Annotated in this window: 9 protein-coding genes; 4 read left to right on the forward strand and 5 right to left on the reverse strand. The window is 59.2% G+C overall.

Annotation, left to right across the window (positions count from 1 at the left end; all coding sequences use genetic code 11):
• Positions 1 to 11: 11 nt before the first annotated feature.
• From dnaA to AC6FTP_RS01300, 4 genes are all read right to left on the reverse strand, one after another.
• A complete protein-coding gene (dnaA, locus tag AC6FTP_RS01285; protein WP_497205089.1) occupies positions 12 to 1,493 on the reverse strand; it encodes a chromosomal replication initiator protein DnaA in 1,482 nt (493 codons plus the stop codon).
• Positions 1,494 to 1,873: 380 nt separating this feature from the next.
• Entirely contained in the window at positions 1,874 to 2,806 is a 933-nt protein-coding gene (locus tag AC6FTP_RS01290) for a ThuA domain-containing protein (RefSeq protein ID WP_497205090.1), read from the reverse strand.
• A gap of 73 nt (positions 2,807 to 2,879) precedes the next feature.
• Entirely contained in the window at positions 2,880 to 4,061 is a 1,182-nt protein-coding gene (locus AC6FTP_RS01295) for a TIGR03943 family putative permease subunit (protein ID WP_497205091.1), read from the reverse strand.
• 33 nt (positions 4,062 to 4,094) lie between these two features.
• Complete coding sequence (locus AC6FTP_RS01300) at positions 4,095 to 5,075, reverse strand: permease (RefSeq protein WP_497205092.1); 981 nt, start codon at positions 5,073 to 5,075, stop codon at positions 4,095 to 4,097.
• A gap of 251 nt (positions 5,076 to 5,326) precedes the next feature.
• Here AC6FTP_RS01300 and AC6FTP_RS01305 point away from each other — a divergent pair, with 251 nt between their 5' ends.
• Both AC6FTP_RS01305 and AC6FTP_RS01310 read left to right on the forward strand, forming a co-directional pair.
• Positions 5,327 to 9,094, forward strand: coding sequence for a DUF1592 domain-containing protein (locus tag AC6FTP_RS01305; RefSeq protein ID WP_497205093.1), 3,768 nt, complete (start codon positions 5,327 to 5,329; stop codon positions 9,092 to 9,094).
• A gap of 43 nt (positions 9,095 to 9,137) precedes the next feature.
• Positions 9,138 to 11,348: a DUF1549 domain-containing protein gene (locus AC6FTP_RS01310; RefSeq protein WP_497205094.1), complete on the forward strand. Its 2,211-nt coding sequence runs from the start codon at positions 9,138 to 9,140 to the stop codon at positions 11,346 to 11,348.
• Positions 11,349 to 11,644: 296 nt separating this feature from the next.
• Here AC6FTP_RS01310 and AC6FTP_RS01315 read toward each other — a convergent pair whose 3' ends face one another.
• Positions 11,645 to 12,871: a radical SAM/SPASM domain-containing protein gene (locus AC6FTP_RS01315; protein WP_497205095.1), complete on the reverse strand. Its 1,227-nt coding sequence runs from the start codon at positions 12,869 to 12,871 to the stop codon at positions 11,645 to 11,647.
• A gap of 111 nt (positions 12,872 to 12,982) precedes the next feature.
• Between AC6FTP_RS01315 and AC6FTP_RS01320 the strand changes: the two genes are divergently transcribed.
• On the forward strand, positions 12,983 to 14,722 hold the full coding sequence (locus AC6FTP_RS01320; RefSeq protein WP_497205096.1) for a putative ABC transporter permease subunit: 1,740 nt from the start codon (positions 12,983 to 12,985) through the stop codon (positions 14,720 to 14,722).
• A 34-nt stretch (positions 14,723 to 14,756) separates the two neighbouring features.
• Positions 14,757 to 15,485, forward strand: coding sequence for a hypothetical protein (locus AC6FTP_RS01325; RefSeq protein ID WP_497205097.1), 729 nt, complete (start codon positions 14,757 to 14,759; stop codon positions 15,483 to 15,485).
• Positions 15,486 to 15,487: the final 2 nt, after the last annotated feature.

Raw genomic sequence — 15,487 nt, forward strand, 5'->3', positions numbered from 1 at the left:
ATGAGTTTAGATCAGGCTTCGAGAAGCTTGGACTGGAGGCGGTCCACCATGCTGCGGAACTCGTGCGTGGCGCTCATGCGCTGGGTGATGACTTTGCAGGCATGGATCACGGTGCCGTGATCACGTCCGCCGAACTCTTCACCGATCTGCATGAGGGGCAGCTTCACCATGTGACGGGTGAGATACATGGCCACCTGACGCGCCTCGGCGATGTTCTTCGGACGACGCGGGCCGGTGAGGTCACTGACTCGGAGATCATACTCAGTGGCGACGGCACGCTGGACGCGATCGACGGTCACAGACTTCGCGGGTTCTTCATCGATGACATCGTGAAGGAACTGCGAGAGTGCAGTCTCATTGGCGATGTTGCCTTCGAGAGAGACGTGTGCGGCGACCCGCATGAGGGCACCTTCGAGCTTGCGGACGTTCGCGCGGATGCGCTGGGCGATGAATTCGAGGATCCAAGGCTCAAGCGTGACATTGAAGTCATTCATCTTGCGGCGCAGGATGGCCACGCGCGTCTCGAAGTCGGGCACCTGAATCTGCGTGGTGAGGCCCCACTCGAAGCGGGAGACGAGACGGCTTTCGAGGTCCTTGATGTCACTCGGCGGACGGTCGCTGGCGAGCACGATCTGCTTCTGGCTGTTGAAGAGTTCGTTGAAGGTGTGGAAGAACTCTTCCTGCGTGCTGTCCTTGCCGCTGAAGAACTGCACATCGTCGATGAGGAGCACATCGACCTTGCGATACTTCTGACGGAACTGGCTGAAGGTCTGTTTTTTGATGGCCTCGACGTATTCGTTGGTGAACTGCTCGGAGGTCACGTAGCGCACGATGGCGCGCTTTTTGCGCGAGAGCACTTCCTGGCCGATGGCCTGCATGAGGTGCGTTTTGCCGAGACCGGTGGGGCCATGGAAGAAAAGCGGGTTGTAGATGCGGCCAGGCTTTTCAGCGACTGCCTTCGCCACAGCGGCGGAGTAGCTGCAGTTGTTCCCGACGACGAAACTGTCGAAGTTGAGCTTGGCATTCAAGCCGGCATCGGAGAAGGCGCGGATGCCCAGGGAGTCATCGGTGACATGCGGGCTGGAACGCTCCTCCTGATAATGCCGCGTGGAAATGACACGAGCCGCTTTCTTCTCAAGTGAAGCATCCGCTGGCAATGGGCGCAGAGGCTCGCTGGCGATCTGATAGTCGATAGTGGCAGCGGTGCCGAGCACCTCAGCCACTGCATCCGCAAAGGTGCCGGAAAAGTTACTTTCGATCCACACCTGATGAATCGGATTTGGCACATGCACGGTGACGCGGTGGTCATCCGAGATGCGCGCCGTGGTGCCGGAGAAGCAGCGGGTGTAATTGTCTCGTCCGAGCTTCTTTAGCAGGATGGTGCAGATGCGCTCCCAAGGGGAAGGGAGGATTTCAAAATGCGGTGTCGTGCCTTCGAGGTCGTGAGCGTCTGGAGTGGGTGAGTGGATGCTGTTTTCATGTGCTGTCTCCATGGTGCTGTGATGAGGCTTGGCTGGGAGCGGTTGGAATCGTAACGGGAGAGGACAAATTCGGCGCTGAATCGGGAGAATCAGCGCCGTATGTTTTTTCAAAATTAACGTCTCTTGTTTATGGCGAAACCGACACGATTCAAAGCAAAACTTGAGCGTGTTTAAAAAGACTTGGGAAACATCCTGAGTGTTCCACGATCTTTTTAACCTTCATAAGTCCAAAGTATTGCGAACAAGGCAGTGAATGAGTGGTGAATCATCTGTGAATAGCCTGTGAACTTGGTGTGTAACCCAACGTTGGCATGGTTTGTGAGGTTTAGTCCATGAAACAACAAAGCCGGACGCAAGGTCCGGCTTAGCATGAATAAAAAGGGTCTCGTTGTTTACTTTGTTTTCGGCTTCGCGGGTGCTGGAGACTTCGGCTCGACGTAGGGTGGGTTGGTGTAGGCACCAGGGGCCACTTCTTTCAGGTTGGCAGGCACATCAGCCTGCACTTCACCCATGGCCCAACGAATTCCGCCGACAAGGATGTCCTGGAAGACAGGGTTGGTCCAGATGTCTTCGCGATGGCCCATGGCGGTGTACCACACGCGGCCATCGCCTTCTTTGCGGGCCCAGGTGCTGGGGAAGGCAGGGCGTTTGTATTCATCGCCCTTCATGGTCGGGGCATCCATGACGCTGAGTACATGGATGTCTGACGTGAAGTCTTTGAGTGAATACCACTCTTCATGGAAGGAGTACTCTGCGCCGACTTTTTCGAAGCCGGGGAACTTGGGATTGATCACCGTGTTCTTCGCCACCTGCTGCGCACCATGCTTGATGAACTCGGCACCGATGAAGCGCACATAGCTGTCAGCTTGGTCTCTATGATTGAGATAACGATCCGGACCTTTCTTGGACTCGTTGTTGGTATGGAATGTATCACTGGCGGAGTGAGTGCCGATGAAGCCCTTGCCTGCTTTGACGAAATCAAAGAGCGCCTGCTTGCCCTCGGCGCTCATGGGCGGCTGCTTGTCGGTGCCTTCTTCGAGAAGATTGCCCGTGGTATAGAAGAAGACGGCATCAAACTGAGCGAGGTAATCTTTGGAGAACTTGGAGCCGTCTTTGGAGAATTCGAAGTCCCAGCCGTGTTTGCCGCCGAGCTCAGAGAGCACCTTCTCCGCATGGCTGGGCTTGCCGTTTTTCCAGGAGATGACGCTGTGCTCGAAGCCGCTGGACTTCGAGAAAAAGAGAATGCGCGGTTTTTTGGCCGTGGGAGCCGCGAGCACGAGGCCGATGGCGGCGACGAGGCAGAACAGAGGAGCGAGGAGTTTCATGGTTGGAGGCCGAGTTGGGAGCACCAACGGCGGTCCGGTTCAACGATGAATGTCTCCGACTCTGACAATCAACTCAGTAAATCATCGCATCGGCAGGTGCAGTGGTCTCCTCGACCTTGGTGGCTTCGATGATAGGCACGACTTGGTCGCCCTCCTTCTTGTAGGTCATCTTGCCGATCACCTTGACCCAGCTCATCTCTTTGAAGTCGGGGGCCTTTTTGCCGAAATCGACCGGGATGGAATAGGGGCGGGCATCTGCCGCGCAGCACTGGACCATGAGGCGGAAGACGCGGAGGCGATGCCCGTTCTCGTTGTTCACCTTTTCAGGCAGCACCTGGGCGGTGGTCTCCACAAACTGGCCGGTGATGACCTTCTGCACTTCGAGGTCGCCGCCGGTGTAATAGATCTCGGGCACTTCGAGGATGAAGTTCCCCTCCTTGCTCTGTGGCACCTGCTTCTTCAAATCTTCGAGCGTGAAGCTGCCGTAGCTCTGCGCCTTGTCCGGTGGTGGTGGGGCTGCTTTGGCGACGTTCTCTGCTTTGTTGAACTGCTCAGGCGGTGGAAGAGCCGTGGCGGGCATCGGTGTGGGAGATGGCGGCGCGCGATCTACCTTGGCTGCGGTGGCTGGCTTGTCCTGACGGAGGGCAAACTTGTCCGCATTGGTTTTGTCTTCGTAGTTTGGGATGTAGAGTCCTTTGTTCACCACCGCATTCGCGCTGTAGCGGTCTGGAGTATTGAAGGCTGCCCAGGTCAAAGGAGCGATCAGCATGAGTATGGCGGCGATGCGACCGGGCCAGGCGCTTTCTTCAAGAATGCCGTGGCCGTGATCGTGAGTGTGGGTATGCCCGTGGTCATGGGTATGAGCATGTCCGTGATCATGTCCGCAGCAGCCTTCGTGCTTGTGCCCATGGTCATGGCCGCAATCAGCGTGGTCGTGGGAGTGATCGTAACCGCAGTCCTTGTGATCGTGGTCGTGCGAGTGATCATGCCCGCAGCCTTCTTTGTGATCATGCTTGTGGTCATGGCCGTGATCGTGATCACAGCAGGCGGCATCCTCGGCCTGAGTCGTGAAGAGATTAAACAGCGCCACGACGCCCATGCCGATGCCAGCGATGAGCACCATGTCACGGAAGATGCCATCCGGTGGCAGGTAAGCGGTGACTCGACCGCTGATATGGAAGTAGAGGAGCACAGCGCTCCAGACCAGCATGATCAGGATGCTGAGGAAGTGAATGGTGGTGCGGGTGCCAGACATAAGAGATGGGGGAATGACGAAGACTTGGAGAGATTACTTGGTGGCGAGCTTCTGGATCATCATCATCCAAGGCTCAGACAGGCAGCCGATGAGGATAAAGAGGCCGATAAGGAGAGCGATGACGACGCGGCGCTTGAAGACGCCGGAATACATAAAGAGAAGCTTGATGTCCATCATCGGACCGAAGACCAGGAAGGCCAGCTTCGCCGCCATGGAAAAGGCGGCCATCGGCGCGGCGATGAAGGCATCCGAGGTGCTGCACAGGGAAAGCACGATGGCGAGCCCCATGATGGAAGGCAGCGCGAGCCATTCATTGCCAGCGACGTTGTTGAGGATGGACTGATCGACCTGCGTATTAAAGACCGAGGTGATGATGACGCCGATGGTGAAATACATCGTCGTGTCGAGGAAGTCACCCATCGCCGCACGCATGGCGTGGACGAGCTTGGCATTGAAGCTGGTCTTGGGAGCGTGGGCGTAATTGCCATCCGCATCCACTTTGGCGATACCATCGACGATGTTCTTCTTCAAAATCTCATCCGGGCGGAAGCGCAGCACGATCAGGCCCACGATCACCGCGACGGCATAGCCGAGCGAGAGACGAGAGAGGGTCATCGTGGCATTGCCGATGGTTTCCCAGCCAGTGACTTTCTGGAACTCCTTGAAAGCCGTCAGCGTGCTGATGGCCACGATGGGGTTCATGATCGGCGCGGCGAGCATGTAGGTCACGGCACAGGAGACCGGCAGCCCTTTTTGCACGAGCCGCTTGATCACCGGCACCACCGCGCATTCGCAGACGGGAAAGACGAGTCCGAGCACGCCCGCGACGAAGGTGGAGAGCACCCCATTCTTCGGCAGCACTTTATCCAGCAGACGGGAGTCGAGAAAGGCGGCAATGAGGCCCGACAAAACGGTGCCAACAAGGATGTAGGGGGCACCTTCGAAAACGATGCTGAGAAATGCCATCAAGACATCTCCGATACGGCTGGGCTCTGGCAGGGCGGCGAAAAACATGAGTGATAGTGCTTTAAACGCGATCACTCTGCCGCTTCAAGCGGTAAACCTCCACATCATGTCATTGAATGGTAACAGGATGACAATCCGCGAGAGGTAAGGCGGCCCTTTGATAGCCTTAAAACTCTGTGCCGCCCCCCCCCTGAGCAAGGACGAGATAGGGCGAAAAGATTTGAAACCTCCGTTTGGGTAGAGTCAGGAGACTGATCTCTCATGATGGGGACAGCCAAGGATCGCCGTATTGGCAAGAGATGGATTTCAAAAACAAGATCGCCCTGCTGTTCGTCGCAGCCACCCAATGCAGTGCCGCCGAGACACGCGTGTTTAAAAACTCCATCCTGCCTGTTCTCCAAACCCACTGCCTCAACTGCCACTCGACGAAAGAGCAGAAAGGCGACCTCGATCTCGAAGCCTCCGACATTTATAAAGAGCCGCACATCTGGGAAAACGTGCTCGATCAGATGCAGCTCGGCGAGATGCCGCCAAAGAAGGAGAAGCAGCTCTCCACAGCGGAGAAAAAGCAGCTCACGGACTGGGTGCGTGGCACCTTGGATCAGATCGCGCTAGCCAATGCGGGCGATCCGGGGCCGGTGGTGCTGCGTCGGCTCTCGAACATGGAATACACCTACACGCTGCATGACCTGACCGGCATCGAGTCGCTCGATCCGGCGAAGGAGTTTCCCGTCGATGGCGCAGCGGGCGAAGGTTTTACGAATGCAGGCGCGGCTCTCGTCATGTCGCCCGCTTTGCTCACGAAGTATCTCGATGCGGCGAAGGACATCGCGAGTCACGCGGTCTTCACCCCACACGGCATGCGCTGGTCCGCCAGCACCTCGGCGCAGGATTGGACGGATGAGGCACTCGCGGCCATCCGTGCCATCTACGCACGACACACGGGCACAGCGGCAGGCACGCAAACAGAAGCCCAAGGCATCAAGCTCGACACAGGCACTGGCGGCGGTCGTTTGCCGCTCGCGAAGTATCTCGATGCTCTCCAAGGCCGCGGCAGCGCTGATGGTTTGAGCACGAAATATCTCCAAATCCTCCGCGAGGCACTCACGAGCACGAAACAGTCCGCTTTGCTCGATTCGCTTCGCGCCAAGTTCCGCGAGAAAAAACTCACCGCTACCGACATCGAGCCTTGGCAGCAAGTTTTGTGGCGATTCGCCAACGTCGGCCACATCGGCAAAGAAAACGGCCCGAAGGCCTGGCAAGAGCCAGTGGCGCCGCTCGTGCCCCAGCACGAGATGCGAGTCAAACTCACCTCGGATCGCGATGTGACGCTCTATTTGACCACCACCGACGCAGGCGATGGCAGCGCCGATGACGATGTGATCTGGGAAAATCCACGCCTCGTGGCTCCCGGCAGGCCCGATCTACCCATCAGCGGCCTTCCAGCGCTCGTGAAGCATCTCGAAGCGCAACGCACGAAGATCATCGCAAGCACCGAGAAGTGCCTCGATGCCATTGCGAGTGGCAAAGACGGTGCCGACCCTGCGTTGATGACGGCGTGGCGCGAATACCTCGGCTACGGCACCACGAAGCTCGAACCGCTGCTCACCAAACAACTCAAAAGCACGCCAGACTACACCTTCATCCAAGGCTGGCAGGGCGATCAGGCGCTCGGCGTGCTGGCAAACTCCTCCGACACCACCGTTCGCACGCCAGGCGTGATGAAGGCCCACAGCATCGCCACGCATCCTTCGCCGACACGAGCCTCGGTCATTGCATGGCGCTGTGAAAAGCCAGGCATGTTTCGCATTCAAGGCGATGTGACCGATGCGCATCCCGAATGCGGCAACGGTGTCACCTGGGCACTCGAAGTGCGTCGCGGTCACACCAGCGAGGTGCTCGCCAGCGGTGCCACAAAAGGCGCGACCGTTTTGCCGATGGGCCCTTTTGAAAACGTGCGCATCGAAGCCGACCAAGTCGTCGCGCTCGTGATCGGCCCGCGCGATGGCAGCCACGTCTGCGACCTCACCGCGATCAATCTGACGCTCCACGACGGCCAAAAGACATGGGATCTCGCGAAGGACGTGTCACCGAACATCCTGAAAGGCAATCCACACGGTGCGTGGCACTTCCTCAGCCAGCCCGCCACACTCGAAGCCGCGCCCGATGTGCCTGCGCCCATCGCCGAGTGGCGGAAAAAGCCGTCGGTGGAGCTGGCGGTAAAGGTGCGGCAGTATTTGGAAAAGGACTTCCCGCTGAACTCACCGCTGCTGAGACCGTTTTTGTCGGACAGGTCCGACTCGTCCGACAAGTCCGACCTGAGTGCCAAAGCGCCTTCCGTCATCGAAGTAACCATCCCCGCCGCACTCGCCAATGGCGCTGAGTTTGTCGTCACAGGAAAGCTGGCCTCCAAAACCAGCGGCAGCGTGCAAATGCAGGTGCTCACCGAGAAGCAGCCAGCCACCACCAGCCTCGTCGCCGGCAAGTCCGAGACGGGCTTGAAGCAAGGCCAGTGGAGCGACAACAACCTCGTCACGCAGCACAGCGCCCCAATCCTCGTGAACGACGGCAGCGAGGCCCGAGAGCGCTTCGAAACCGCCTTCGATTACTTCCGCGCTCTTTTCCCCATCGCGCTCTGCTACAACCGCATCGTGCCGGTGGACGAAGTCGTCACGCTCACGCTGTTTTATCGCGAAGACGAAGCTTTGAAGCGCCTCATGCTCACCGAGGCCGAATCACGCGAACTCGACCACCTTTGGGACGAACTGCTCTTCGTCAGCGAAGCCCCGCTGAAGCAAGTCGATGCCTTTGAGCAGCTTTATCAATTCGCCACGCAGGATGCAAAGCCCAGCGCCTTCGAACCGATGCGCGATCCAATTATGAAAGCCGCCGCCGCCTTCAAAGTGCAGCAAAAAGCCACCGATGCCGTGCAGCGCCAGGCTGTGATCGACTTCGCCGCGAAGGCATGGCGTCGTCCGCTCAACGAGAAGGAAATGACCGCGCTGAAAGCCTTTCCACCGCGTTTGATGCTCGTCCGTGTGCTCACCTCGCCCGCGTTTTTGTATCGCGGCGAGAAAGCGCCCGACAAGACCGGCCCCGTGAGCCAGCAGGAGCTCGCCACACGGCTGAGCTACTTTCTTTGGTCCTCCACTCCCGATGACGAACTGCGCACGGCCAAGGAGGTCGCTACACAGCTCCCACGCATGTTGCGCAGCGACAAAGTGCGCCGTCTCGCCACCGAGTTCGGCTGCCAGTGGCTGCATGTGCGGGATGTCGCCACGCTCGATGAAAAGAGCGAGCGCCACTTCCCCACCTTCCTCGACCTCCGCGACGACATGCAGGAAGAAGTCACCCGCTTCTTCATCGACCTCATCCAAAACAACCGCAGCGTCCTCAGCCTGCTCGATGCCGACCACACCTTCGTGAACGAAGCGCTCTCGAAGCACTATGGCTTCGACTCGAAAGGCGAATGGAAGCGCATCGACGGCCTCCACGCCCAAGGCCGCGGCGGCATCCTTGGCTTTGCTGCGACACTCTCCAAACAAGCCGGAGCCTCACGCAACAGCGCCATCCTGCGAGGCACCTGGCTCACCGAGGTCGTGCTTGGTGAAAAGCTGCCCATTCCGCCGAAAGGCGTGCCCATTTTGCCGGAGGAAGCCCCAGCCGACCTCACCGAGCGGCAGCTCATCGAGCGCCACAGCCGCGATGAGAACTGCATGGGCTGCCACAAGCGCATCGACCCCTTCGGCTTCGCTTTGGAAGGCTTCGACGCCATCGGTCGTGCTCGAAAAGCCGACACGAAGACCACCTTGCCCGATGGCACTGCTGTCGATGGCCTTGCCGACTTGCGCGACTACCTCCTCACCAAGCGCCGCGACGATTTCCTGCGCCAGTTCTGCCGCAAACTCCTCGGCTACGCCCTCGGACGCAGCGTGCAGCTTTCCGACAAACCGCTGATCGACTCGATGTTGAAGAGTGATCTTCGCATCGGCACGCTCGTCGAGATGATCGTGCGCAGCCCACAATTCTGCGAAGTGCGGGGCAGGCACTTCTCCGCCAGCCATTGATCCGCTGCGAAAATCGGCGTTCTCAGAACGTAGGTTTAGAGCAATGCCAAAGAACGCCCCCCTGATTTTATGGATGATTGCGATGTTCACCGGAGTGAGCTTCGCTGCCGAATCATCGCAGCCACTTAGCTTCGTGCGAGACATCCAGCCCATCCTCACGAAGACGGGCTGCAATGCCGGTGCGTGCCATGCGAAAGCCATCACCGGCCAGCGAGGCTTCCGCCTCAGCGTCCTCGGCTTCGAGCCGGAAGAGGATTACGAAGCCATCGTGAAGCAGGGCAAGGGCCGCCGTGTCTTCCCACCTGCACCGGAGGAAAGCCTGCTGATCACGAAAGGAGCCGCCATCGTGCCGCACACGGGCGGGAAGAAGATCGAGCCGGGCTCCGAGCACTATCAGACGCTCGTGCGCTGGATCGCCGAAGGCATGCCGTATGAGCAAAAGAATGAGCCGAAGCTGACCGAGATCGCGGTCGAACCAGCGCGCATCACCTTGAAGGTCAAAACCGCGCAGCAACTCAAAGTCACCGCCCGCTACTCCGACGGCAGCAGCCGCGATGTGACGAAGCTCGCGCTCTTTGAAGCCAATGACACCGCCATGGCCTCCGCCAATGACAAGGGCCTCGTTCAGACGTTCGACATCCCCGGCAATGTCGCCGTCATGGTGCGTTTCGGCGGCAAAGTCAGCGTGTGCAGCGTCTCGGTGCCACTGGGTGCGCCGGTGGATGCGCTGCCGCCGGTGAAGAATTTCATCGACCAGCATGTGTTTGCGAACTTGAAGCAGATCGGCATTCCTCCTTCGCCGATTTGCGATGACAGCACCTTCCTCCGCCGCGTCTCGCTCGACATCGGCGGCAGATTGCCCACGCTGGATGAAACGAAAGCCTTCATCGCCGACAAGGCACCTGACAAACGCGACCGCGCTGTTGAGGCGCTGCTGAACTCGCCCGATTACGCCGACTTCTTCGCGAACAAATGGACCGCGCTGCTCAAGAACCAGCGCACCGAGGCTGCCGACATCACCGCAAACTTCGCCTTCCACGCATGGATGCGTGACAACCTGCTGGCGAACACGCCCTACGATCAAATCGTTCGCCAGATCCTCGCATCCACTGGCACTATTGTTTCCAATCCGCCCGTCGCCTGGTACAAGCGAGTCAAAGAGCCTACCACTCAGGTCGAGGACGTCGCACAACTCTTCCTTGGCGTGCGCATGCAGTGCGCGCAGTGCCATCATCATCCCTTCGAGCGCTGGACGCAGGCCGAGTATTACCAAATGGCCGCCTTCTTCAGCCAGATCGGCCGCAAACCGACCGCCATCGCCGGTGAAGACCTCATCTTCCACAAGCGCGGCACCGCGCAGACCGAGCACCGCAAAACCCGCGTCATGCTCAAGCCCGCCGGTCTCGGTGAGCCGCCACTCGACATCGCGCCTGACGATGATCCCCGCCTCGCGCTCGCCGATTGGATGAGCAAGAAGGACAATCCCTTCTTTTCTAAATCACTCGTGAACCGCTACTGGAAGCATTTCTTCAAACGCGGTCTCATCGAGCCCGAAGACGACCTGCGCGACACGAATCCACCGACGAATCCCGAACTGCTCGACGCGCTGGCAAAGCACTTCACCGACAACCATTACGATCTCAAATCCCTTGTCCGTGTCATCGCACAGAGCCACACCTACCAGCTCAGCGCCATGCCGAACGAGCACAACGCCGTCGATCGTCAGGCCTACTCACACTACTACCCGAAGCGCATGACCGCCGAGGTCCTGCTCGATGGCATTGATATGGTCACCGCCTCGAAGACCGACTTCGCCGATCTCCCGCCCGGCACCCGTGCCGTCTCCCTGCCCGACAACAGCTACACGCGCTCCTCCCCCTTCCTCAAAGTCTTCGGACGACCTGACAACACCAGTGTCTGCGAATGCGAACGTGTCTCCTCCGCCAGCCTCGCTCAAAGCCTTCATTTGATGAACGCTCCCGACGTGAAAGCCAAACTCACCGCGACTAATGGCCGCGCCGAGCAACTCACGAAAGCCGAGATGTCCGAGCCCAAACGCATCCGCGAACTCTACCTCGCTGCCTATTCCCGAGAACCCACAGCCGATGAGGTGAAAATCGCCGAAACGCATCTGATGAAGCCCCGCAACGATGCCGCAGGCAAGCCACTCGACTCCCAACGGGCCAAACGCAATGGCTATGAAGATCTCCTATGGGCACTGCTGAATACGAAGGAATTTTTGTTTAACCACTAGTGGGCTCAGAACAGCCTAGTCGAGGGGTGAAAAGTGGTGCCGTGGTGCTAGAGGGTAAGCATGGCCAATACATACCGCATCCACGGCTCGTTATGTGAGCATAGTCTGGAAGTGGCGGTGCATGGCTTGGCCGCCACCTTATAGCCCGCCGCCGCAAGGCGCGGCGCGCTGGACGCTCAAGCTGCTGGGAGACCATCTCATGGGATTCGGACTGGTGGCGAGTATCAGCAATGCTACCCACTACGGAACCGACTGGCAATTCACGGTCAAGGACGCACGCATCACGTGCCACCAGGCTAGGACTTCGGGCTGTGGGCCTTGGGGTCGAGCTGCTGATAGACGCCGAAGTCGTGGTAGAAGTAGCGCTTGGCGATCTTGTACATCCAGTGCTTCTCGGGGATCTCTTCTTCCTCGCGCCACTGGCTGGTGCGGGCTTTCATGCCTTCGACTTCGGCCATGGCGGTCTGGCGGATGGTGGTGTCTTTGGCGCTGTGTTTTAAAGCGAGCTGCTTCACGAGATCGGGGCGCTCCAGGACGATGCAGCCACGGGTGTGCTGGGCGGCGGTTTCGCGGAAGTCTTTGAGGAAGGCGGACTGGGTGAAGACATCAAAGAGGTCGCGATCCGTGCGGACGTTTTCGGTGGCGAACTGGATGATGGGGCAGGGCTCGAGCCCGCCGGTGGGGCCGATGTGGTGGCTGATGCCGGTGGCCATGGGGCAGAGGGCTTTGCCGTTGTGATCGTAGTAGGCATCGACGATGGCGATGGGCATCTCGGCGCGCATGTCGGTGACGAAGCGGCGGACCTTCGTGATTTGATCCGGCGAGAGAGCGAGCTGGTCGTTGATCTTCGGACCGACGGGGCGGTAGGTGTGGTACCAGGTGTAGTGGACGCCCATGTCGATGAGCTTTTGCAGCCACTCGCGGGTGAGGAGGTCGTCGATGTTGGTTTGGCAAAGGCTCGTGGCCACGCCGGTGAGGAGCTTGGCGTCGAGGCAGTTTTGCAGGCCGCGGAGGGTGCGGTTGAGGACGTCTTTATTGCCACGGCGTTCGTCGCTGACGCTGCTGTTGCCTTCGACGCTGATGAGCGGGGTGACGTTGCCGAGCTTGCGCAGGGCGGTGGCGACTTTTTCGGTGATGAACTGGCCATTGGTGAAGATCTGGAAGTAGCAGTCGGGGTGATTGGCGAGGAAGTCGAAGAGCTCCGGGTGCATGAAGGGCTCGCCGCCGAGGATGCCGAAGAAGGAGTTGCCGTGCTTCTTGGCGTCGTTCACGATTTTGTTCAGCTCGTCGAGCTTGATGGCTTCGCGCGGCTTATCGACATCGACCCAGCAGCCCTGGCAGCGGAGGTTACAGGAGTTTAAAATGGAGACGTAGAGGAAGGGCGGGAAGAACTGGCCCTGCTCCATGCGCTTTTTGAAGAGCATGACGGAGCGCGCACCTTTGAAGCCGAAGTTCCAGCCGACTTTGGCGAGGCAGAGCGGATCGACGGTGCGGAGGATGCGCGAGGTGAGAGAAAAAATCATGGGGGAGTGGAGAGTGACAGGCGCGGAGAGCGGCGGCAAGTGCGGGTTCTGAACGGAAGTGGAAGGATGTGGCTTGCTGTGAAGCGAGAGTTCGTCGTATGAAACGTGCGAATGACTTCTTTTGCCGCCACAATGCTGCTCGCCCGCACCCACGGGCGTGCTTTCAGGCATCAGGTGGAGGAATTGCTGACGCAGAACCGGCTGATGGTGGCAACGATCAGCGGCTTTCTTTTGCTCTACAGCGTGGCGGCGTATGTACTGGTCTCACGCGGGCTGGGGTTCATCCACAAGACGCCGCTCTTTGGTCCGCTGCTGACGGAGCGGCTGGTGTATCTGCTGTTCTTTTTCTTCTTCGTGATGCTGGTGATTTCCAACGCGACAATCACGGGCATGGGCCTCTTTCGCCGCAAGGATATGGAATGGCAGGTGGCGCTGCCGCTGCCGGAGCGGAGCCTGGTGATGTGGAAGACGCTGGAAGGGATGATGCTGGCGAGCTGGGGACTCATCGTGCTGAGCGCGCCGATCCTGCTGGCGCTGGGGCAGCTTTTTCATAGTGGGCTGACGTTTTATCTGCTGGGCCTGCCAGCTCTGCTCTGCCTCGTGACCATCTCGGCGAATGTCTCGACGTGGGCGCTGCTGCTGCTGGTGAGATATGCGCGGCCCTGGTGGTGGCGGGTGGTGATCGCGCTGGCGGTGGGGCTGCTGGCGGTGGCCTTTCAGCGCTACTGGATCGATGCGCCCGAGTCTGGGAAGGGGGCAGATATTGTGGCGAGTCTGCACGATGTGCTGCGTCATACGGAGGTCTGCATGCATCCGATGCTGCCGAGTTCGTGGGTGGCGGAGGCGCTCTTTGCTTCCAGCCGCAGACTGAATGGTCAGGCGATCTTTTTCCTGCTGACACTGCTGGCGAATGCGCTCTTTGCGCTCGTGATCACGGCTCGGCTTGGGGCCGCAATGTTCTACCCGGCGTGGCATCGGGTGATGACGGCCGCCCCCGAGGCTCAGGCTCGTGCAGGAGAGCTGGCTTGGTTCCGGCAAAAGAGCCCGAAGACTGGTGGCGATGTCTGGCGGCGCATGCTGCGACTCGACCGCGCCTCTCATGCACTGCTGACGAAAGATGTGCTCACCTTTCTCCGCGAGCCGACTCAATGGGGCCAATGTCTGCTGATCTTTGGGATGCTTCTCATGTACAGCTCGAATCTGCGCCACCTCGGCTACGATTTGCAGAATCCGTTTTGGACGCTGGTCATCAGTCACCTGAATCTTCTCGTCTGCTGCCTTGCCCTGTCCACGCTGACGACACGCTTCGTCTTCCCGCAGTTCAGCATGGAGGGGCAGCGGCTTTGGATACTTGGGCTTTCTCCGCTGCCACTGGAGAGGGTGATGAGCCTGAAGCTGCGCCTCATCGCCGGGGTGCTCGCCCTGCTGACCACGCTGCTCGTCGTGATGTCCAGTGTCTCGCTTCAACTGCCGCTGAGGCGCGCGGTGTTCTTCTGCGGAGCGGTGATTTTGCAAAGCTATGGCCTGACAGCAATGTCACTGTCACTCGGGGCACTGCTGCCCAATTTCCGCGAGCCCAACCCCGCCCGTGTGATCTCGGGTTTCGGGGGCACCCTTTGCCTGATCGGCAGCTTTCTCTATATTTTGGGCAGTGCGGCGGCTTTGGCGCTTCCTGATGCCGTGGCCTGGCGGGCGGATTTGCACAAAATGCCCCTGACTCCGGGGGAGGTCATGCAGGGCGAGTGTGCGGCCTTGGGATTCGTAGCCTTTCTGACGATAGTGTTCGGAGGAATACCTTGGTGGCTCGCGAAAAAGAAGACGAAAAATCTGGATTATCTAAGGGATCTGTAATATTCATATCGCTAAATCTAAAAAAGCGATACCCATGTCCCGCCGAACATCCTCTCCCGTCGCTCCCTCCTCCTCCACTGCCGTCGCGGTTCCCGAGGAAAACGTACTCCGCTTCGATGAAGCTCCGGAGTTTTCCTACCGCCAGCACGACGATGACACGATGGACGACATGGACCAGCAGGTGCGCGAGGCCCAGCATCGTCTCGCCGCCCTCCGCGCCCAGCAGGAAGAAGTGGAGCGCCAGAAGCAGATCCTTGAAGGCCTGCGTCAGAAGCAGGAGCGCTTTGTCTCCGGCAAAAAGGAAGTCACCGACAAGCTCGAGCGCGCCCTGCGCTCCATCATGGAAGAGCTGGAAGACACCCGCCGTCGGGTGGAAGACCTCGCGGTTACCCAGAAAGACTTCGAAGACCGGCTCGACGACCTCAAAACCTACCTGCCCGAACGCTGGCAGCGCAGCCAGCTCGACCACGAGCTCGACCGTGCGCTTGATTCCCTGAATGAAGCCGAGACCAGCTATGAAAAAGGCGTCCGCCGTCTCATGCAGCATCGCCCAGCTCAGGCCGAAGCCGCTGTCATCTCCCCGATCCACAGCGCCATGACGGCACAAGAAGAGGCCGCTGAAGTCCAGGCCGCAGGTGAAGTGCTTTTTGCCTCCGGGAATAAAGACGATCTCCTCACCTGGGCACGCCGAGGTTTCGCCTTCAATGCCGCTCTCATCGCCACGCTCGTCGTGCTGCTGATCATCGCCCGTCTGATGTTCTGATC

This window comes from Prosthecobacter sp. (genome assembly GCF_044378005.1).
Classification (GTDB): domain Bacteria; phylum Verrucomicrobiota; class Verrucomicrobiia; order Verrucomicrobiales; family Verrucomicrobiaceae; genus Prosthecobacter.